The sequence below is a fragment of the Vibrio sp. Isolate30 genome, from assembly GCF_022397975.1.
Classification (GTDB): domain Bacteria; phylum Pseudomonadota; class Gammaproteobacteria; order Enterobacterales; family Vibrionaceae; genus Vibrio; species Vibrio fortis.
This window is the reverse complement of sequence record NZ_JAKEUS010000015.1, coordinates 26440-45168: the sequence shown is the minus strand read 5'-3', so window position 1 is coordinate 45168 and position 18729 is coordinate 26440. Positions and strand designations below refer to the sequence as shown.

Below are 18729 nucleotides of genomic sequence, written 5' to 3'. Positions count from 1 at the left end.
CAATTAAGCGCTAAGCTGCTTTAAGTTCAAGGAGCGTATGGCCTAAGCCGATATCATCCGTTCGAGTTACCACTTCAAACCCAGCTTCCGCAACAATTTCTAAAAAGTCTTCACTGCGATAAAATCGGCTATTTCCGTTGGCTAAACAGGTGAAATAAAGCGATGTCGCATTCAGACTGTATGAGGCTGCATCGTATTTTTGCGCATCCCAAAAAAGCTCCAGAATATACACAGTGGCGTGTTCAGACATGTGCGAACGCACGCGCTTGAGTATGCTCAAGATCTCCATGGGAGAAAAACAATCTAAGAACTGACTCATCCACCATACATCTGCGCCCGTTGGCAGCGATTGCTGTTTATCCAACATATTGGCGGGATAAGGCTTAATACGCTCTTCAAAGCCCTGTTCTTTCGCATTGGCCATTGCCATCTCAAGCTGCTGTGGCAAATCAACAATCGTGATTTCAACATCGGAATTGTACCCACAACATTGCATAGCCCATTTACCGGTGTTGCCACCAATATCCACCAGCGATTTAGGCTGCTTCTGAAAGACTTTTTCCAACAAGATAGGAAAGGAGCGATCAGAGTAAAAGTGATCAAACTTAAACCAACTCTCTTTGGCTTTTTCAGGCAACTGAGATAAGCCTTGATAGATCGTCTCCCATTGACCTAGCTCCTTCAGGCCAGCTGGCGTGCCATTTTGAATCGCTTCGGTTAGGTGCATCATCGCGGCGTAACAAACATCCGCTGTAAAATCCATATTGGCTTCGGTCATACCATCATGCAGTAAATAGAAGCCAAGATTGGCCATTCGATAATTTGGCTTTTCCCACAGTACAATGTGAGCACTTAATGCCATATCAAGGAGAACTTTAACGCCGTATTCAGAGACACCGGTTTTCACCGAGATATCTTTTGCGTTTAAGCCCTGTTCACCAGCCTCATCGAGAGCTTTCAATATTCCTAAATCACGCAATGTACGTGCAGTGTGAAATACAATCGGAGCAAAAGAGAGCTTCTGAGCCTCTGTTTTCGCCTGCAACGCATTAAATGGATCTAAATTATAATCGGACACAAAAAACCTAACTTATTCTTTCTAAAACTATTCAGCAGCCATTTGCGCTAGCTTTCTTTTAATGTCAACGTTCAGGTTATTTACCCAACGATTGTAGTTACGGTGAATCTCACCATCGTCATATTTTAGGTTCTCTGACTCTACGTAAAGAATCGAATAGAACTTGTCGCTGTAAGGAATTTCAACCACCGCATGGTGAGAGCGAACATAAAGCTCGGCACGAATAAGGCCAGGTTTAACTTCAGAAACCAGCCAGCCACGATCAACAGCTGATTCATAAATTGCTGATTTTACCTGTTTACTTTGAAGATTAAGTGCAACTGGAGTATCCTCAACGTTCATAACTGGCTGTACGCGACCACAACCTGCGAGAACCAAAACGAATAACATCGAAGCTGCAATTTTGAATAATTTCATTGTATTTCCTTACCTATATTTGTCTTTATCTCGCATAGTATTTAATTAGACCCAATTCAAATCAATACTCTATGTCAAATCAATCTCATTTAATGTCGTTTAATATTGAAAAATGGTGTGCGAATTCGCCAGGGCTTATGACTCAGCCAGATTGGGAGGCATGGAGTACAACGACGCAATGGCCAGAAGACGATACGACGCAATTCAAAGCGATTCCTCCGATGATGCGCCGTCGTATGAGCTTGCAAAGTAAGCTTGCCGTGCAAACCGCACTAACGTTACTTGAAGACAACGACATCCATTTTCTTGTGTTTGCCAGTCGCCACGGTGAACTGCACCGAACAGCGACTCTGATCCAATCCATTCTAGAGGGTGAAGATGCCTCTCCAATGGCCTTTTCCCAATCCGTTCATAATACCGCAGCCGGGCTGACAACGATTGCGGCTAAAGCACCGATTCCTTTGAGTTCAATCGCATCTGGCGTCGATACATTTCACAGCGCATTAATTGAAGCCTATCTTTATCTGACTCAATATCCAGAGCATAAAGTCATGGTTATTGATTTCGACCAGCCCCTGCCGGAACTCTATAAAGAGTACGAAACTCAAGATTACTCTGACTACGCACTGGGGGTCGTGTTAAGCCAAGGAAATGACTATTCTCTCACCAGAGAAACTTCGGCTATCGAGACACAAGAGACACGCCTTCCACAAGGTTTGCAGTTCCTTCAACACTACCTACTGAACGACTCAGCTTGGCAGATTTGTGGGAAACGTCAAACATGGTCTTGGGTTAAGCACTGTGAATAAATTCAATCAATATTGGCGCGTATTCGCGACAGGACTTTGTTTCTCTATTTTTGGCTTAGGTGGTTTAGTTCTCAGCTTTATCGTCCTACCCCTTTTTGCCCTCACGACTTCCAATACCATTGAACGCGAGCTCAAAGCACAACGTTTAATCCGTTTCACGTTCAATGCGTTTTGTCGAATCATGAAGTTTACTGGCGCAATTGATTACCGCATTGATGGCATAGAAACCCTACAGCAAGACCGTAACTGCATCATTGTGGCCAACCACCCAAGCCTAATTGATTACGTTCTTATCGCCTCTCAACTCCCTCAATGTGACTGTCTGGTTAAGGCTGCGATTTGGGAAAACCCGTTTATGAAGCGCATTGTCCAGGCGGCTGGCTATATTCCAAACCAAGCGCCCGATGATCTTCTTGAGCGATGTGAAGAGCGTTTTGCTCGCGGCAATGTGTTATTGGTGTTTCCAGAGGGGACACGCACCACACCTGGCATCACGCCATCTTTACAGCGAGGGGCGGCTCAAATTGCCACACGAACTGAGACCGATTTACGCGTCATTCATATCACGGTAACCCCCTCATTTCTCACCAAAGAGAAGAAGTGGTACCAAGTTCCTTCGACTAAACCCTTTTTTCATGTCGCAGTCAAAGGTAAAATAGAAGTGACACCCTTTATTGAGAGCTCAAATAATTTAACTTCTGCAGCAAGGCGCTTAAATCGACACCTTGCGGAAAACATTTTTCCAGAGCAAGAAAAATAAGCCTCTCAACACCCTTTTTGATTTGGGTAAATGGCATTCTATGCGATTGCATTTACTCGCAGTGCCGCACATTGCGCGCATGTAAACATATGACAAGTAGGCCAAAGTGGAAACATTACATAACGAACTAAAACAGCTGATCATTGATGCCCTAAACCTTGAAGATATGAGCATTGATGAAATTGAAACGGAAGCTCCATTGTTTGGTGATGGTTTAGGTCTGGACTCGATTGATGCTCTCGAACTTGGCCTAGCAATTAAGAAGAAGTACAACATCGTGATCGATGCTGATGATTCGAATACACGTCAACACTTCGCTTCTGTTGCTAATTTAGCAAACTACATCACATCTCAAACGAATAACTAGAAAGATTTCCTTATGACACAAGCAAACCAACAAGAAGTATTTAATCAGGTTAAAGATGCGCTTATCGAGCTATTCGAGCTAGATGCAGAAGAAATCACGCCAGAAGCACACCTTTATCAAGATCTTGACCTTGATAGCATTGACGCTGTGGATCTCGTTGTCCACCTACAAAACGTGACAGGTAAAAAGATCAAACCTGAAGAGTTCAAAACAGTGCGCACCGTAAATGATGTGGTTGAATCTGTCGTTGAACTATTAAAGGACGCATAGTGCGACCTCTGCTGACATTACTGTCGGCACTGATCATCTTCTCTTATCCAATAGCGGTCTATTTTGGGCTCAATAAATTTGGCCTTCAAGCTGTAGGAGGAGTGCTGGCCACCGTGTTTCTGGTAAGAATCATGACCGGTGGTCAAGCGAAGATCAAAGAGCTTAAACACCTTGCTTGGGTGAGTGGCGTAGCCGGTCTGATATTGCTGCTGCTGGGCATGGTCTTTAAACAGCACGGTTGGCTCACCTACTACCCTGTTATCGTTAATGTGTGTATGTTCACTGTGTTCGCGCTGAGCCTCACGCAACCTCAAACGATTATTGAGCGCCTTGCCCGATTGCAAGAGCCTGAGCTACCGCAAAGTGGCATCGACTATACAAGAACCGTTACGAAAGTATGGTGTGGCTTTTTCGCTCTTAACGGTGCCATTGCACTCTATACTTGTTTCCAATCTCTTGAGTTGTGGACTCTTTACAACGGTTTAATCAGTTATTTATTAGCTGGTCTTTTATTTGCCATTGAGTGGATCGTCCGACAACGTGTACGCCAAAGCTAACATTATGAACCAAAGTTCCCGCTATACTTCCCTCGCGCAGCTATTTCAAGCTAACAGGCCTCTAGATTCCGTTGTCTGCTTTGATGACAAGTCGCAGATCAGCTGGCAAGAGTTTCAACGTGATGTAGCAAAGCTTTGTTGCCTATTATCCGACTCACCAGCTCAACGTACCGCTATCTGCACTCAAGACAGCTACCTTTTTACGGTCGCATTTATTTCCTGCTCATTGTCCAATAAACAGATTGTTTTGCCAGGGAATTACCAGCCGGAGGCTCTTTCGGAACTAAGCCGTGAGTATGACCTGCTATTGGTCGATGAGAGCATTGAGTTGGTGAGTAACACCAACGTACTGCTCTTAACCAATCAACTCTTTCAGGCTGAAGTGAGCGAACTGGTCAGTAAATCTATCGATCTTCGCACGGTAAGATTGGTTCTATTCACTTCTGGCTCAAGTGGTACACCGAAAGCGATTCATAAAACGTTAGAGCAGCTTGATATTGAGATTGCTGAATTGAGTAAAAACTGGCAGTCCATGCTTACAGGCAGCCATGTCCACAGTACAGTCTCTCATCAACATATCTATGGTTTGCTGTTTCGCATCTTGTGGCCGCTCTGTTCATCCGTCCCTTTTTCGCGCTTCAATTTGGAGTATCCAGAGCAAATCGTTTCGCACGCCGACTCACAAATGGTATTGGTCAGCAGCCCTGCTCTTTTAAAACGCCTCTCGCAAGAACAAAGTGCAAAGCCTTTAGTGGGTGTTTTCTCATCTGGCGGTCCACTACCACTAGAAGCTGCCCAGCAGGCTCGTACTCTTTTTGGTGAACTACCGATTGAAGTGTTTGGCAGCACAGAAACAGGCGGAATTGCCTACCGCCAGCAGCTTGATACTCAAACTCCTTGGCAGCTCTTCTCTTGTATTAAGGCTCAACTTAATCAAGAGAATTGCATCAAATTACTTTCGCCGTATATCGATAAAGAGCAGTGGTATCAGACGGCAGACGAATGTGAAATGGTGTCTGACAGCCAATTCATTCTTAAAGGCCGAACCGATCGGATTATCAAGATTGAAGAGAAACGTATCTCTTTGGTCGAAGTCGAAAAGCGTCTTGAGCAGCTAGCGTGGATTAAAGAGTGTGCCGTTATCCCATTTGAAGAACCTAATCGTTTGATTCTCGCTTCTGTCATCGTTCTTTCCGATGAGGGAAAACAGATGCTAAGCAGTGTCGGTAAAGGCAAGTTTTGGTTACTATTACGCAATGAGCTAAGAAAGTGGCTTGAACCGATTGCGGTACCAAGGCGTTTTAGAGTGGTTGAAGAGATCCCACTCAATAGCCAAGGAAAGCGCCTCACTCCGCAAATAGAACAGATTATAAACGCGCAGTAGTTCGCCCTAAGCGACATTGTTACAACAATAAAGTAAAGCCAGTGTTATGGACAAAAGAAAGCCAACCATTTTACAGATTGAGACTGAAGCAACTAAGTCGACACTAACGCTTCAAGTGGATGCCGATTTAACCGACTTTAAGGGACACTTTAAGGATTTTCCTATCCTGCCCGGCGTCACTCAGATTGATTGGGCGCTCGCTTATGCTGTCCAAGAGTTAGCCGTTCCATCTCAGTTCAAGGGAATGGAAGTGATCAAATTCCAAGAGCCTATCTTGCCTGATGCCACAGTGACCTTGGCATTAAGTTGGGACTCTGATAAACAGAAATTGGCGTTCAATTACACGTCTGATGGCGGTAACTACACTCACTCTTCTGGCAAAATGAAACTGGGAGAAAAAGGTGAATAACGCAGCGAGTATTGAAAACAGTTCAAGCTACCAAGCCTGTTTTTTAATCCCCTGCTACAACCACGGCTCTACAGTGGCAGCGGTTATAGAATCCCTCAAAAGCTATGCACTGCCTGTTATCTTAGTGGATGACGGAAGCAACAACGAAACCAAACAACACCTACAACCATTGGCCGAACTAGATAATGTGACCTTGGTTACTCTAGTGGAAAACCAAGGTAAAGGCGGTGCAGTAAAAGCAGGAATTGAACGTGCTCAGCAGCTTGGTTTCAGTCATGCCATTCAAATTGATGCTGATGGTCAACACGATTTAGAGGCTCTACCCAAGCTTCTGGAAAAATCGCAAGCTTCTCCAACCCATCTTATTTCTGGTCAGCCTGTCTATGATGACAGTGTGCCTAAGGCGCGCCTCTATGGCCGCTATGCCACACACATTTGGGTATGGATTGAGACTCTCTCTTTCTCAATCAAAGACAGTATGTGCGGCTTTCGCGCCTATCCCATTGCGATTACCCAAGCGGTGCTCGACAAATACGATGTTGGCTCACGCATGGACTTCGATATCGAAGTTCTTGTTCGTCTCTACTGGGAAGGCTGTGACATTGATTTTATCGACACGCGCGTCATCTATCCAGAGGGTGGCATCTCGCACTTTGATGCTTTATGGGACAACGTAAAAATCAGTTGGATGCATACTCGCCTCTTTTTCGGCATGCTACCACGTGCTCCAAAGCTGATTGCTCGCCACTTCAGCAAACCAACGTCGGCGCAAGCTCCAGCAGACGCAAGTAATCAACCCCACTGGTCACGCACCCAAGAACGCGGAACCGTACTGGGGATCAAATTACTGTTAATGATCTACACACTCCTCGGACGCGGTGTATTTAACCTCATCCTCAAAGGCGTGATGCGTTACTATCACCTTACTGGAAAACGCGCGCGCGAGGCGTCTGAGCACTATCTTCATACATTGAAGCTCTACGCTGAGCAACACAACATCGATTTGCCAAACAATCTCGACAGTTATCACCACCTGCTTTCATTCGGCCATACCATGCTCGACAAACTTGCTGCGTGGAAGGGCGATTTCTCCGTTGATAACCTAACGATTCATGGACAAGACCAGTTTGAGAGCATGGTCGACAATGAGCAGGGAGTGGTCATTCTTGGATCACACCTTGGTAATATCGAGCTGTGTCGCGCACTCGGCCGCAGACATTCGCACATTAAGATCAATGCATTGGTCTTCACTGAACACGCAGAACGCTTTAACTCGGTAATGAAAGCAGTCAACCCAAACTCAGACTTGAACCTTATTCAGGTGAGTTCGATGGGCCCTGATACGGCAATCTTGCTGCAGCAAAAATTGGAACAGGGTGAGTGGATCGTGATTGTTGGCGATCGCACCTCCACCAGCAAAGAGAGCCGCTCAGTATGGGCTGAGTTTCTAGGACAAGAAGCACCATTCCCTCAAGGGCCATTTATGTTAGCTTCTGTGCTTAAAGCCCCCGTATTTCTGCTCTTTGGATTAAGAGACGATAGCAGTAAAAAACCTCACTTTAATGTCTACTTTGAACATTTTAGCGACAAGATAGTCTTACCAAGAAAGACTCGCGAACAGACATTGCAACAAGTCGTTCAGCAGTACGCCGAACGACTTCAGCACTACACATTGAAGGCACCTCTTCAGTGGTATAACTTTTTTAACTTTTGGACATTGAGCAATCAGCACCATGACGACAAAGAATCAAAATAGCATCACATTTGGTGCAGAACGCCTAACGATCGAAGACGTTGTCGCGATCTCTCAAGGTGCATCAGCAAACATGAACACCGACCCAGCGTTCACGTCTAAGATTGACCGAGGCGTGGCTTTTCTTGAACGCCTGCTAAAAGAGGAAGGGGTGATTTACGGTGTGACGACTGGCTATGGTGATTCATGTACCGTTGCTATCCCGCCGAACTTAGTCGATGAGCTACCTCTGCATCTGACGCGCTTTCACGGCTGTGGCCTTGGTGACACCCTTACTCATGATCAAGCGCGTGCTGTATTGGCGACTCGCCTGTGTTCACTGTCCCAGGGCGTATCTGGCGTAACCCATGACCTGCTCAACCAAATCGTTACTCTGATTAATAACGATATTGCTCCACGTATACCTCAAGAAGGTTCTGTCGGAGCAAGTGGCGATCTAACACCGCTCTCTTACCTAGCAGCAGCCTTAATTGGCGAACGTGATGTGCTGTACAAGGGAGAAGTGCGCCCGACCAGTGATGTATACAATGAGCTTGGTATCACACCAATCAAATTGAAGCCAAAAGAAGGCTTGGCGCTGATGAACGGGACATCGGTGATGACAGCGCTGGCTTGTATTGCTTACAAGCGTGCTGAATATCTGTCTCAACTGTCGACCAAGATCACCGCCATGGTGTCTGTAGGTATGCACGGCAATGACTTCCACTTCGACGAAGCACTGTTTGCTGTGAAGCCTCACCCAGGCCAACAACAGGTTGCGGCTTGGTTACGTGATGACCTGCAAGCGGATCGTCCACCACGCAATAGTGACCGCCTGCAAGATCGCTACTCACTGCGCTGCGCACCGCACGTAATTGGTGTGGTTGAAGATTCACTGCCGTGGCTACGTCAAATGATTGAAAACGAGCTAAACAGCGCGAACGACAATCCAATCATTGATGGTGATAATGAACGTGTACTGCATGGTGGTCACTTCTACGGTGGTCACATCGCTATGGCTATGGACACATTGAAGACTGCAATTGCAAACCTTGCCGATCTGCTTGATCGTCAAATGGCACAGCTGATGGACTATAAGTTCAACAACGGCCTACCATTTAACCTGACGGGAGCACAAGGCGAGCGTAAGCCAATCAACCACGGCTTTAAAGCAGTACAGATTGGAATCTCAGCTTGGACAGCAGAAGCACTCAAGCACACTATGCCAGCAAGCGTTTTTTCACGCTCAACCGAGTGTCATAACCAAGATAAAGTCAGCATGGGCACCATCGCTGCGCGTGATTGTCTGCGCGTACTAGAGCTAACAGAGCAGGTTGCTGCGGCTTCATTGCTGGCAGCGACACAAGCGCTAGAACTGCGTAAACGCGCTAATGAACTCGACGAACATCACATGAGTGACAACTTAAAACAGATCCGTGATCAAGTGATGCAAGAATTTGAGTTCGTTGTTGAAGACCGACCGTTGGAAAGCGATCTGCGTCTGTTTATTCAGCGTATTCAACAGCAGCACTGGACACTGTACTAAGCCACCTAATTGTATCGACGAAAGAGCCAACTATGTCTGACATCCTTCATCCACTTGCCGCTGAGGTTACCATTGTGACCTCATTTCAAGACGCCGATCCAATGGGCGTTATCTATCATGGCAACTACTTTCGCTTTTTTGAAGAAGCAAGACGCGTCATGATGGACAAGCTAAAGTACAACTATATTGAGATGAAGGATTCAGGCTACATGTGGCCAATCATTGATACTCGAGTGAAGTATGTTAAAGCGATCCCATTCAATCATGAGATCAAAGTGACGGCACGTCTCACTGAGTGGGAGAACCGCCTGCGTGTCGACTATGAAATCCACGATGCAAAGACTGGTCAAAGAATGACTCGTGCCCACACAATGCAGGTAGCTGTTGCGATTGAGACGGAAGAGATGTGTTTTGCATCGCCAAGTGCTTTCACAGACAAAGTCGAGCACTGGCATCAATATGGCTGCTTAAGTGAAGAGCAACCGTTTACCGCCCCCAATGAGAAAGCTTGCCATGAATCCGCTTAATTTTCGTTTGCTTGCCTCTTTAGTAACACGCAGCAGAGTGTTGTTGTGCTGCTTTTTGAGCCTATTAGTCACAACGACTAATGCTTGGGCTGACTCAGCTGCTACTGCTACTGCTACTGCTACTGCTACTGCTACTGAAGTAAAGACACTTGCTGAGCTACAAACAACACTAAGTCACCAAGCCATTATCCGTGGTGACTTTACTCAAACGCGTACGATGGAGATGTTTGATCAGCCACTATTGTCGCAGGGAACCTTTCTGCTTGATAAAGCAAACGGCCTGTTGTGGAACCAAACCACACCATTCCCAGTACATCTAGTTCTGACTGATAACAAATTGAGCCAGCGCTTTGGTGACCAGCCTGCGCAAGTGATCACCGATAAAGAGAATCCAATGGCGTTTTACTTCAGCCATATTTTTCTTTCGGTGTTTCATGGGGATACTCAGAAGCTGACCGAGCAATTTTCATTGGACTTCTCTCCAAGCGATGTAGATTCAAATTGGACTCTATCTCTAACGCCTAAACACGCGCCAATGAATGCGGTTTTTGAACGCATTGTATTGCAAGGAAAGCGCGATATTGAACGAATCGAACTCAAAGAGATCCGCGGCGATAGTACACTGATCGAGTTCTCCAACTTCAACCACCAACCACAAAGACTCACGGATGACGAAGCACAGCAGTTCCAACTATAAATTTGCCCTAGCCTGGCTTCTCCTCGTCACTTTTTTTAGCGGATTGTTAATCAAACAATTCGCTTTTTCGTCTGCAGCACCGATTGAAACCAACATTCTGAAGTTGCTGCCCGAGAACCAACAGGATCCGATGGCAGAGCAAGCATTCCAGCAACTTTCCAATTCAATGAGCGAACAGGTACTGTTCCTCGTTTCATCGGAATCGACAAAGCAAGCTATTGCGGCTGCCACAAGCTTTGAAAACAAACTAAACCATGAAATGTTTGCCAGTGATTCTCCGTTGTTCTCCAAAGTTCAGGGAAAAGTTAGCGCCAACATGCAAAGCCAGTGGAGTGATTTCTACTTTCAACATCGGGCTCAACTCCTTACTGAACAGCAAAAACAAACCTTGGAACATACTCCAGAGAATCAAGTTCAATATGTCATTCAATCGCTGTACAACCCATTCTCTGGCGTAACCGCAACAGAACTATCACTTGATCCGTTTTTACTGTTTCGCGATTACATTAGTGAAGTTGGCAAGACTAGCAGTAACTTCACCCTTCAAGAGCACTACCTAACAACGCAGTCTGCAGGTAAAACTCATGTATTGATCACCGCTACTCTTGCGGGGTCTCCTTACAGCCTGAAAATTCAAGAGAAGCTTCCTCAGGTTGAAGCGATAGAGAGCGATATTAGAGAAGAATTCGATGTCGATATTGCGCACACCGGCGTGGTGTTTTATGCCGACTATGGAACCAAGAGTGCCAAATCTGAAATCAATACTATTGGTCTTGGCTCCTTAGCTGGAATCATTGTTCTAATTTGGGTGACATTTCGCAGTGCCCTTCCCCTCGCTCTATCGCTAATCTCTATTGGTACGGGTCTATTGGTTGCGCTGGCGAGCACAGTCGCGATTTTTGGCCAAGTGCATCTATTCAGTTTGGTATTTGGTGCCAGCTTAATTGGTGTCTCAATTGATTACTCGTTCCACTACCTCACAGATCGACTGGTTGCAGGTTCTCGCTGGCAAAGTGTAAAGGGCCTCAAGCATATTTTGATGGCGATCAGCCTCGGTTTAGTCACCAGTTTAATCGGCTATTTGGGGCTTCTCATCGCTCCCTTTCCTGGCCTACAACAATTAGCAATGTTTTCGTCTATTGGCCTATTTGCAGCCTACGCAACCGTGGTTTGCTGGTATCCGCTGCTCGCCAAACGACCAAGTAAAGACCGACCGCTGCCGCTCGCCTCGCTATTGAACGCATGGCTCCAGCTTTGGAACAAACCTACCCTGCGTTACGCCTTGCCGATATTCATTTCCGTATTCAGCATCATCGCGTTAACTCAGATTCAATACGATGATGACATTCGTCAGCTGCAAGCGATGCCAGATACTTTAAAGGCGCAAGAACACGTCATCACTTCTGTATCAGGGATCGGCAGCAGCCAATCTATGCTGTTAGTGACTGCTGGTAACAATCAAGCACTGCTTAAATCTCTGCAGCGCGTCGGCGCTCAGCTAGATTTGCTGGTCAACAATGGCACCCTTTCAGGCTATAGAAGCATCCATCAGTTGCTGCCAACAACCAACGAACAGAAACTCAATTATCAATTGGTCAGCGAGCTATACCGAAACCAGAGTCAATCCCTACAAAACGGATTAGGCTGGGCAAGCTTTCCAGAGCTCCCAGACTATCGTGAGATCTCTGTGACTGACTTCTTACGCTCACCGGTTTCAGAACCGATGCGCGCGTTGTGGCTTGAGCCAATCAACGGTCAACAAGCCGCGATTGTACTGCTTCAAGATATTCATGACCCTGCACGATTTGATGCGTGGTTAAACAGTAAAGAGACTCAACTTCTAGGCACCAAATACCTGAATAAAGCGGATGAGATCTCTTCACTGTTTTCAGAGTATCGAGTAAAAGTTCTCGAGCTACTTTTGGTAGCACTTGCCGGTATTGGATTGGTTTTAGGCTGGCGCTACGGCCCGAAGAGAGCCATCATCATGCTGCTGCCATCTATCATTGCAGGTGCCGCAGGACTTGGCATCACTGCCATAGTTGGCTCAAGTATTAATCTTTTCAATCTACTGGGTCTAATTCTAATCTTAGGCATCGGTATCGATTACACCCTATTCTTTGCAGAACAGAAAAAATCGCTCGGTACCCTTCTCGCGATATCTCTTTCTGGCATTACAACCCTGCTCTCTTTTGGGTTGTTATCGCTTAGCCAGACTCACGCTATTCATAGCTTTGGTGTCACTGTGCTCACGGGTATCTTTGTGGCGTGGTTACTTTCCCCGATGGCGATAGGGACTGAAGGTAATCTCGCGAAAAGAAGGAAACAATAATGATTCTACCCCATCTGAAAACATGGCGATATTCGATGAAACTCGGGGCAGCCTTGATACTTGTCGCTACCTTGAGTGCGTGCTCTCTTGGCCCGCAGAACACACGTCAAGCTATGGTTACCATTGACGAGACAACACAAGTCGCGCTTCCAAGCCCTGAGACATTAGGCTACAGCTTAACCGCTAGCCAGCTCATTACAGCGAGTTGGAGTGATACACAACAACAGCTTCCTGTTCAACTTCAAGTGAATGAAAACAAGGTGGTGCTCGCAGGGTTTTCCTCGTGGGGCACCCGAATTTTATCTCTTCAGTATCAAGATGATACAATCGAGACTCAGGTCTTAACTGGGCTGGATAATGCCCTGCCAGCGCCAGAACAAGTGCTGTTCAATCTCATGCTCACTCTGTGGCCGATTGAAGCATGGCAACGCTCGATGAGTGATATAGATTGGTACATTGTTGAAACCGACAATCAACGTGTCGTCTATGATGAGAGCAATACACCAATCATTGAAATACACTATTCATCGGCGGACAATCAACAGAAAGTAGAAGGAGATATTGTGTTCGAACACCTCACTCAGGATTATCGAATCAATATCCAAACCCTGAGCTCAAACCTAACTACTCCAGAAACGAAGAACTAAACACTATGACGATTTACATTCATGCCTGTGGTTTTCATTCCGCTCTGGGATCACAACACAGTGAGATTCATGAACGCCTACAAAGCGGTGTCGGCTCAAACATGGTTGAAGCGCTCGATGTATTAAATGATGGGCAGCCAACGATCGTGGGACGAGTTGAAGGTGAGTTACCATGCATTCGTGCACCTTTTGAAGCTTACAACTCGCGCAATAATCGTCTTGCCTTGTCTGCGTTGTCGCAAATCGAGTTTGAGATCGAACAAGCTAAAACGAAATATGGCAAAGAACGTATTGCCGTCGTAATAGGTACGAGTACATCCGGTATTTCAGATGGCGAATTCGCTTTTACTGAAAAGCTTGAAAGTGGACAGTTTCCACCATCATTCCACTACGCCAAACAAGAGCTCGGCAACATCAGTGAGTTTGTGAGTCACTATTACGATCTGCAAGGCCCAAACTACGCAATTTCTACCGCTTGCTCATCAAGTGGCCGTGTATTCTTAAGTGCTCAACGCCTTCTCAACTCAGGAATGGTTGATGCAGTGCTTGTTGGTGGTGTCGATACCCTATGTAAACTCACTCTGAACGGATTTCACGGCCTAGAAGCACTATCTACCGAACATTGCCAACCATTCAGCGCTCAACGTAAAGGCATCAATATTGGTGAAGCCGCCGCCTTCATGTTACTGAGCAAAGAGAAAAATAAGCGGTCATCTGTCGCACTGTTAGGCTGTGGTGATAGCTCAGACGCGCACCACATTTCAGCTCCGCACCCAGAAGGTAATGGTGCAGAGCAAGCAATGCAGAAAGCGCTGTCAGATGCCGACCTAAAGCCAGAACAAATTGGCTATGTGAATGCGCATGGAACAGCCACGCCACTCAATGATTCAATGGAAAGCAAAGCTATCTCTCGCGTCTTTCCAAACAAGGTGCCAGTGAGTTCCACCAAACCGCTTACGGGTCATACCCTCGGGGCAGCTAGTGCGGTAGAGGCAGCCATCGCATGGCATATCCTTAATTTCGATTTATCGCTTCCCTTACAAAAATGTCAGGATAAAGCTGAAGATATCGATATTGATTTGGTAGACTGTTGCCAAAAGCTCAAATCAAAAAACATCTTAAGCAACTCGTTTGCTTTTGGTGGGAACAACATTAGCCTGATTTTTGGTGTAGTAAATGACTAATATTCCCTCGGTAGACCAACTTCTTCCCCACGACGATCCTATGATTCTTATCGATAGAGCGATCACGATTGAAGAACAAGCTATCCATTGTCAGGTGGATATTGGTGAACATCATCTATTCTACGATTCAGAATCTCAAACCATGCCCGCGTATGTAGGCATTGAGTTCATGGCGCAGTCTGTCGCCGCATGGTCTGGATACCACGCATTGAATCAGGGCGAACAACCTCCCATCGGTTTTCTTTTAGGTTCGCGTCGATACAAATCGCTTTGCGACCATTTTACTAAGGGTCAAACCTTAGATATCTATGCAGAACAACTGATGGAAGATAGCGGTATGGCGGTGTTCACAGCAAAAGTGGAGCACCAAGGAGAGTTGGTCGCTCAATGCCAACTTAATGTCTACGTGCCAACCGAACAAAAATTACAAGAAATGAAAACGAGGAGCCAGTCATGACTCGCCAAGTATTAGTCACCGGTGCCAGCAAAGGTATTGGTAAGGCCATTGCTATTCAACTTGCCAAAGATGGCTTCCACATTGCTGTTCACTACATGGGTGACAAGCAAGGCGCTCAAGAGACGCTAGAGCAAATTGAATCAGAGGGAGGCTCAGGCCGTTTGATCCAATTTGATATCAGTAACCGTGAACAGTGTCGAGAAACACTTGAAGCTGATATTGCTGAACATGGCGCTTACTACGGCGTGGTAAACAATGCCGGAATTACTCGCGATACGGCTTTCCCAGCCATGACGGAAGAAGAGTGGGATGGCGTGATCCATACCAACCTTGATAGCTTCTATAACGTACTCCACCCTTGTGTGATGCCTATGGTTCAAAAGCGCAAAGGCGGTCGTATTGTTACTCTGGCTTCAGTCTCTGGCATCATGGGTAACCGCGGTCAAACCAACTACGCAGCAGCGAAAGCCGGTGTGATTGGCGCGACCAAGTCACTTGCTTTAGAACTGGCTAAACGCAAGATCACCGTAAACTGTGTGGCTCCAGGCTTAATTGACACAGGCATGGTTGACGAGCATGTAAAAGAGCATGCGCTACCACAAGTTCCATTACGTCGAATGGGCGAACCGGAAGAAGTCGCAGGTTTAGTGAGCTACCTAATGTCTGATATTGCAGGCTACGTTACTCGCCAAGTGATCTCAGTAAATGGAGGTTTAGTATGACCCGCCGTGTAGTAGTAACGGGGATGTCAGGTGTAACCGCCTTTGGCAACAACTGGCAAGAGATTGAACCTAAGTTAAAGGCGTGCGAAAACGCCACTCAGTACATGCCAAGCTTTGAGCAGTATGACGGCCTCAACACCAAACTTGCCGCGCCTATCGACGACTTCCAACTGCCAAAGCACTACAAACGCAAGCAAGTGCGTGGCATGGGACGTGTATCGCGTCTAGCAACGGTTGCGACAGAAAATGCATTGGAGCAAGCTGGCTTAATTGGCCATGACGTATTAACCAACGGTGAAACCGGCATCGCTTATGGCTCTTCAACGGGCAGTACTGATGCGGTTGGTGCCTTTGGTGTTATGCTGAATGAGAAATCAACGCGCGCGATTACGGCAACCACTTACGTTCAAATGATGCCGCACACAGCCGCGGTCAATGTAGGCCTGTTCTTTGGCCTTCGTGGACGCGTTATTCCCACCAGCAGCGCGTGCACATCAGGAAGCCAAGCTATCGGTTACGCTTATGAAGCGATCAAACACGGCTACCAAACAGTAATGGTTGCCGGTGGTGGTGAAGAACTTTGCCCAACAGAATCTGCGGTGTTCGATACCCTTTTTGCAACCAGTTTGAAAAACGACACACCAAAGAAATCACCAAGCCCATACGACAGTGAGCGCGATGGCCTTGTGATTGGTGAAGGTGCAGGTACTCTGATCCTTGAAGAGTACGAGCATGCGGTAGCACGTGGCGCTAAAATCTACGCGGAAATCATCGGTTTTGCGAGCAATTGCGATGCCGCCCATGTGACCCAGCCTCAAATGGAAACCATGCAAATCTGTATGGAAAAAGCCCTCAAAGATGCGGATCTAGCTGCAGACAAAATTGGTTATGTTTCAGCACACGGAACCGCAACCGAAAAAGGCGATATTGCAGAGAGTAACGCGACAGCAAACATCTTTGGTGAAGTACCAATCAGTTCATTGAAGAGTTACTTTGGTCATACTCTAGGCGCATGTGGTGCGATTGAAGCTTGGCTCAGCCTTGAGATGATGCATAGCGGTTGGTTTAGCCCAACCCTAAACCTTGAAAATGTTGATGAGCAGTGCGGTAAGCTTGACTACATCACAGGCCAAGGCCGCGAACTGAACGTTAACTACCTAATGAGTAACAACTTTGCTTTTGGCGGCATTAACACCTCTATCATCTTTAAGAAAATCTAGACGATAAAAATACGAACAAATAAAAAGGGTCAGTAACCAAGTTACTGACCCTTTTTTGATTCTAGCAATCGCTCAATTAAGCGTTAGCTTCACGCTCAGCGATGAACTCAAGAGCCATCTTGATGCGAGCGATTACGCGCTCTTTACCAACAAGCTCCATCACTGCATCAACAGAAGGAGACTGACCGCCACCTGTTACTGCTACGCGAAGTGGCATGCCGATTTTACCCATGCCGATCTCTAGCTCTTCACATACAGCTGCAATCACACCGTCTTTGATGTTTGCAGTTGTGAATTCTTCAAGTGCTTCAACTTTAGCAAGAGCAAGCTCTAGTGGGCCTTTAGCAACACCACGTAGGTGCTTCTTCGCTGCGCCAGCTTCAAATTCAGAGAAGTCTTCGTAGAAGTAGCGAGACTGCTCAGCAAGTTCGATAAGTGTGTTACAACGCTCACCAACTAGCTTGATCACTTCAGTGATTGCTGGGCCGTTTGTTGTATCGATCTTCTGTGCATCCAGGTGCCATTGCAGGTATTTTGCAACGTACTCAGGCTCTGAAGTTTTGATGTAGTGGTTGTTCAACCAAAGTAGCTTTTCAGTGTTGAATGCAGATGCAGACTTGCTGATTGCGTTCAGGCTGAAGAATTCAATCATCTCTTCTTGAGAGAAGATCTCTTGGTCACCGTGAGACCAACCTAAACGAACTAGGTAGTTGTTTAGTGCGTTAGGTAAGTAACCTTCGTCGCGGTATTGCATTACTGATACAGCGCCGTGACGCTTAGACAGTTTCGCACCGTCATCACCTAGGATCATTGCACAGTGAGCGAAAGTTGGAACTGGCGCGCCTAGTGCTTCGTAGATGTTAATTTGACGAGGAGTGTTGTTGATGTGGTCTTCACCACGAACAACGTGTGTGATACCCATGTCCCAGTCATCCACTACTACAACGAAGTTGTAAGTAGGAGCGCCGTCTGTACGACGAATGATTAGGTCATCAAGTTGGCTGTTAGAAATTTCAATGCGACCACGGATTTGGTCATCAAATACTACACTGCCTTCTTTCGGGTTACGGAAACGGATAACGCACGCATCGCCTTCTTTTGCTGCTTCATTAGCTGCAACAATTTTAGGGTGGTTCGCATCATAGCGAGCCATCTCTTTGTTTGCTTCTTGCTCTGCACGAATTTCATCAAGCAGCTCTTTAGACGCGTAACATTTGTATGCTTTGTCTTCAGCAAGTAGCTTATCAACCATCTCGTTGTAACGATCAAAACGCTTAGATTGGTAGTAAGGGCCTTCGTCCCATTCCATACCCATCCATTGCATGCCTTCTAGAATTGCATCAACCGCTTCTTGAGAGTTACGCTCCAAGTCTGTGTCTTCGATACGTAGAACGAATTCACCGCCTTGGTTTTTAGCGAATAGCCAAGAGTAAAGTGCAGTACGTGCACCACCAACGTGAAGATAGCCAGTTGGGCTAGGAGCAAAACGAGTTTTAACCGTCATTTAAATACCTTGATTGTGTAGGTGATCAGTTCAGTGTCTGGTAGGCAGTGCCCTACTTACCAGTCCTAAAATTTGGGCGCTATTTTATCACTCCCATCCAATTCTACAAT

20 protein-coding genes are annotated in these 18729 nt (G+C 46.3%); 17 read left to right on the top strand and 3 right to left on the bottom strand.

Annotated elements, in window-relative coordinates; translation table 11 throughout:
* Positions 1–10 precede the first annotated feature (10 nt).
* Both L1D60_RS22455 and L1D60_RS22450 read right to left on the bottom strand, forming a co-directional pair.
* Complete coding sequence (locus L1D60_RS22455) at positions 11–1078, bottom strand: methyltransferase (protein ID WP_239843051.1); 1068 nt, start codon at positions 1076–1078, stop codon at positions 11–13.
* Between the two features lie 27 nt (positions 1079–1105).
* Complete coding sequence (locus L1D60_RS22450) at positions 1106–1495, bottom strand: hypothetical protein (RefSeq protein WP_239843050.1); 390 nt, start codon at positions 1493–1495, stop codon at positions 1106–1108.
* A 71-nt stretch (positions 1496–1566) separates the two neighbouring features.
* Here L1D60_RS22450 and L1D60_RS22445 point away from each other — a divergent pair, with 71 nt between their 5' ends.
* From L1D60_RS22445 to L1D60_RS22365, 17 genes are all read left to right on the top strand, one after another.
* A complete protein-coding gene (locus L1D60_RS22445) occupies positions 1567–2304 on the top strand; it encodes a beta-ketoacyl synthase chain length factor (protein ID WP_239843049.1) in 738 nt (245 codons plus the stop codon).
* Positions 2297–3064, top strand: a complete 768-nt coding sequence (locus L1D60_RS22440) for a lysophospholipid acyltransferase family protein (protein ID WP_239843048.1) — start codon at positions 2297–2299, stop codon at positions 3062–3064. Before L1D60_RS22445 ends, L1D60_RS22440 begins: the two co-directional genes overlap by 8 nt.
* A 106-nt stretch (positions 3065–3170) precedes the next feature.
* Positions 3171–3431, top strand: coding sequence for a phosphopantetheine-binding protein (locus L1D60_RS22435; RefSeq protein WP_032550101.1), 261 nt, complete (start codon positions 3171–3173; stop codon positions 3429–3431).
* A 12-nt stretch (positions 3432–3443) separates the two neighbouring features.
* Positions 3444–3701, top strand: a complete 258-nt coding sequence (locus L1D60_RS22430) for an acyl carrier protein (protein ID WP_032550100.1) — start codon at positions 3444–3446, stop codon at positions 3699–3701.
* Positions 3701–4258, top strand: a complete 558-nt coding sequence (locus tag L1D60_RS22425) for a hypothetical protein (RefSeq protein WP_239843047.1) — start codon at positions 3701–3703, stop codon at positions 4256–4258. The genes L1D60_RS22430 and L1D60_RS22425 overlap by 1 nt, the downstream gene beginning before the upstream one ends.
* A 4-nt stretch (positions 4259–4262) precedes the next feature.
* Entirely contained in the window at positions 4263–5642 is a 1380-nt protein-coding gene (locus tag L1D60_RS22420; RefSeq protein ID WP_239843046.1) for an AMP-binding protein, read from the top strand.
* A gap of 46 nt (positions 5643–5688) precedes the next feature.
* Positions 5689–6051 carry a 3-hydroxyacyl-ACP dehydratase gene (locus tag L1D60_RS22415; RefSeq protein WP_239843045.1) on the top strand — a complete coding sequence of 121 codons (363 nt, stop codon included), beginning with the start codon at positions 5689–5691 and terminating at the stop codon, positions 6049–6051.
* Positions 6044–7807 carry a glycosyltransferase family 2 protein gene (locus tag L1D60_RS22410; RefSeq protein ID WP_239843044.1) on the top strand — a complete coding sequence of 588 codons (1764 nt, stop codon included), beginning with the start codon at positions 6044–6046 and terminating at the stop codon, positions 7805–7807. Before L1D60_RS22415 ends, L1D60_RS22410 begins: the two co-directional genes overlap by 8 nt.
* A complete protein-coding gene (locus tag L1D60_RS22405) occupies positions 7785–9329 on the top strand; it encodes an aromatic amino acid ammonia-lyase (RefSeq protein WP_239843043.1) in 1545 nt (514 codons plus the stop codon). The genes L1D60_RS22410 and L1D60_RS22405 overlap by 23 nt, the downstream gene beginning before the upstream one ends.
* A 32-nt stretch (positions 9330–9361) precedes the next feature.
* Positions 9362–9856 carry an acyl-CoA thioesterase gene (locus L1D60_RS22400; RefSeq protein WP_239843042.1) on the top strand — a complete coding sequence of 165 codons (495 nt, stop codon included), beginning with the start codon at positions 9362–9364 and terminating at the stop codon, positions 9854–9856.
* 55 nt (positions 9857–9911) lie between these two features.
* Complete coding sequence (locus tag L1D60_RS22395; protein ID WP_345772882.1) at positions 9912–10553, top strand: outer membrane lipoprotein carrier protein LolA; 642 nt, start codon at positions 9912–9914, stop codon at positions 10551–10553.
* On the top strand, positions 10525–12885 hold the full coding sequence (locus L1D60_RS22390; RefSeq protein ID WP_239843041.1) for an MMPL family transporter: 2361 nt from the start codon (positions 10525–10527) through the stop codon (positions 12883–12885). Before L1D60_RS22395 ends, L1D60_RS22390 begins: the two co-directional genes overlap by 29 nt.
* Positions 12886–12920: 35 nt before the next feature.
* Positions 12921–13532, top strand: a complete 612-nt coding sequence (locus L1D60_RS22385) for a DUF3261 domain-containing protein (protein WP_239843068.1) — start codon at positions 12921–12923, stop codon at positions 13530–13532.
* Positions 13533–13537: 5 nt separating this feature from the next.
* Positions 13538–14716 (top strand): beta-ketoacyl-[acyl-carrier-protein] synthase family protein, encoded by a 1179-nt coding sequence (locus tag L1D60_RS22380; protein ID WP_239843040.1) that lies wholly within the window; start codon positions 13538–13540, stop codon positions 14714–14716.
* Positions 14709–15173 carry a hotdog family protein gene (locus L1D60_RS22375; RefSeq protein WP_239843039.1) on the top strand — a complete coding sequence of 155 codons (465 nt, stop codon included), beginning with the start codon at positions 14709–14711 and terminating at the stop codon, positions 15171–15173. Before L1D60_RS22380 ends, L1D60_RS22375 begins: the two co-directional genes overlap by 8 nt.
* Complete coding sequence (locus tag L1D60_RS22370; protein ID WP_239843038.1) at positions 15170–15895, top strand: 3-ketoacyl-ACP reductase FabG2; 726 nt, start codon at positions 15170–15172, stop codon at positions 15893–15895. Before L1D60_RS22375 ends, L1D60_RS22370 begins: the two co-directional genes overlap by 4 nt.
* Positions 15892–17115 (top strand): beta-ketoacyl-ACP synthase, encoded by a 1224-nt coding sequence (locus L1D60_RS22365; RefSeq protein ID WP_239843037.1) that lies wholly within the window; start codon positions 15892–15894, stop codon positions 17113–17115. Before L1D60_RS22370 ends, L1D60_RS22365 begins: the two co-directional genes overlap by 4 nt.
* A gap of 76 nt (positions 17116–17191) precedes the next feature.
* Here the strand turns inward: L1D60_RS22365 and gltX are convergent, their stop codons facing one another.
* Positions 17192–18619 (bottom strand): glutamate--tRNA ligase, encoded by a 1428-nt coding sequence (gene gltX, locus L1D60_RS22360; RefSeq protein ID WP_239843036.1) that lies wholly within the window; start codon positions 18617–18619, stop codon positions 17192–17194.
* Between the last annotated feature and the right edge of the window lie 110 nt (positions 18620–18729).

Coding starts and splice junctions, on each gene's coding strand:
- L1D60_RS22450 (WP_239843050.1), bottom strand. CDS start 1,495: ATGAAATTATTCAAAATTGCAGCTTCGATGTTATTCGTTTTGGTTCTC.
- L1D60_RS22445 (WP_239843049.1), top strand. CDS start 1,567: ATGTCAAATCAATCTCATTTAATGTCGTTTAATATTGAAAAATGGTGT.
- L1D60_RS22430 (WP_032550100.1), top strand. CDS start 3,444: ATGACACAAGCAAACCAACAAGAAGTATTTAATCAGGTTAAAGATGCG.
- L1D60_RS22420 (WP_239843046.1), top strand. CDS start 4,263: ATGAACCAAAGTTCCCGCTATACTTCCCTCGCGCAGCTATTTCAAGCT.
- L1D60_RS22415 (WP_239843045.1), top strand. CDS start 5,689: ATGGACAAAAGAAAGCCAACCATTTTACAGATTGAGACTGAAGCAACT.
- L1D60_RS22405 (WP_239843043.1), top strand. CDS start 7,785: ATGACGACAAAGAATCAAAATAGCATCACATTTGGTGCAGAACGCCTA.
- L1D60_RS22400 (WP_239843042.1), top strand. CDS start 9,362: ATGTCTGACATCCTTCATCCACTTGCCGCTGAGGTTACCATTGTGACC.
- L1D60_RS22390 (WP_239843041.1), top strand. CDS start 10,525: ATGACGAAGCACAGCAGTTCCAACTATAAATTTGCCCTAGCCTGGCTT.
- L1D60_RS22385 (WP_239843068.1), top strand. CDS start 12,921: ATGAAACTCGGGGCAGCCTTGATACTTGTCGCTACCTTGAGTGCGTGC.
- L1D60_RS22380 (WP_239843040.1), top strand. CDS start 13,538: ATGACGATTTACATTCATGCCTGTGGTTTTCATTCCGCTCTGGGATCA.
- L1D60_RS22375 (WP_239843039.1), top strand. CDS start 14,709: ATGACTAATATTCCCTCGGTAGACCAACTTCTTCCCCACGACGATCCT.
- L1D60_RS22370 (WP_239843038.1), top strand. CDS start 15,170: ATGACTCGCCAAGTATTAGTCACCGGTGCCAGCAAAGGTATTGGTAAG.
- L1D60_RS22365 (WP_239843037.1), top strand. CDS start 15,892: ATGACCCGCCGTGTAGTAGTAACGGGGATGTCAGGTGTAACCGCCTTT.
- gltX (WP_239843036.1), bottom strand. CDS start 18,619: ATGACGGTTAAAACTCGTTTTGCTCCTAGCCCAACTGGCTATCTTCAC.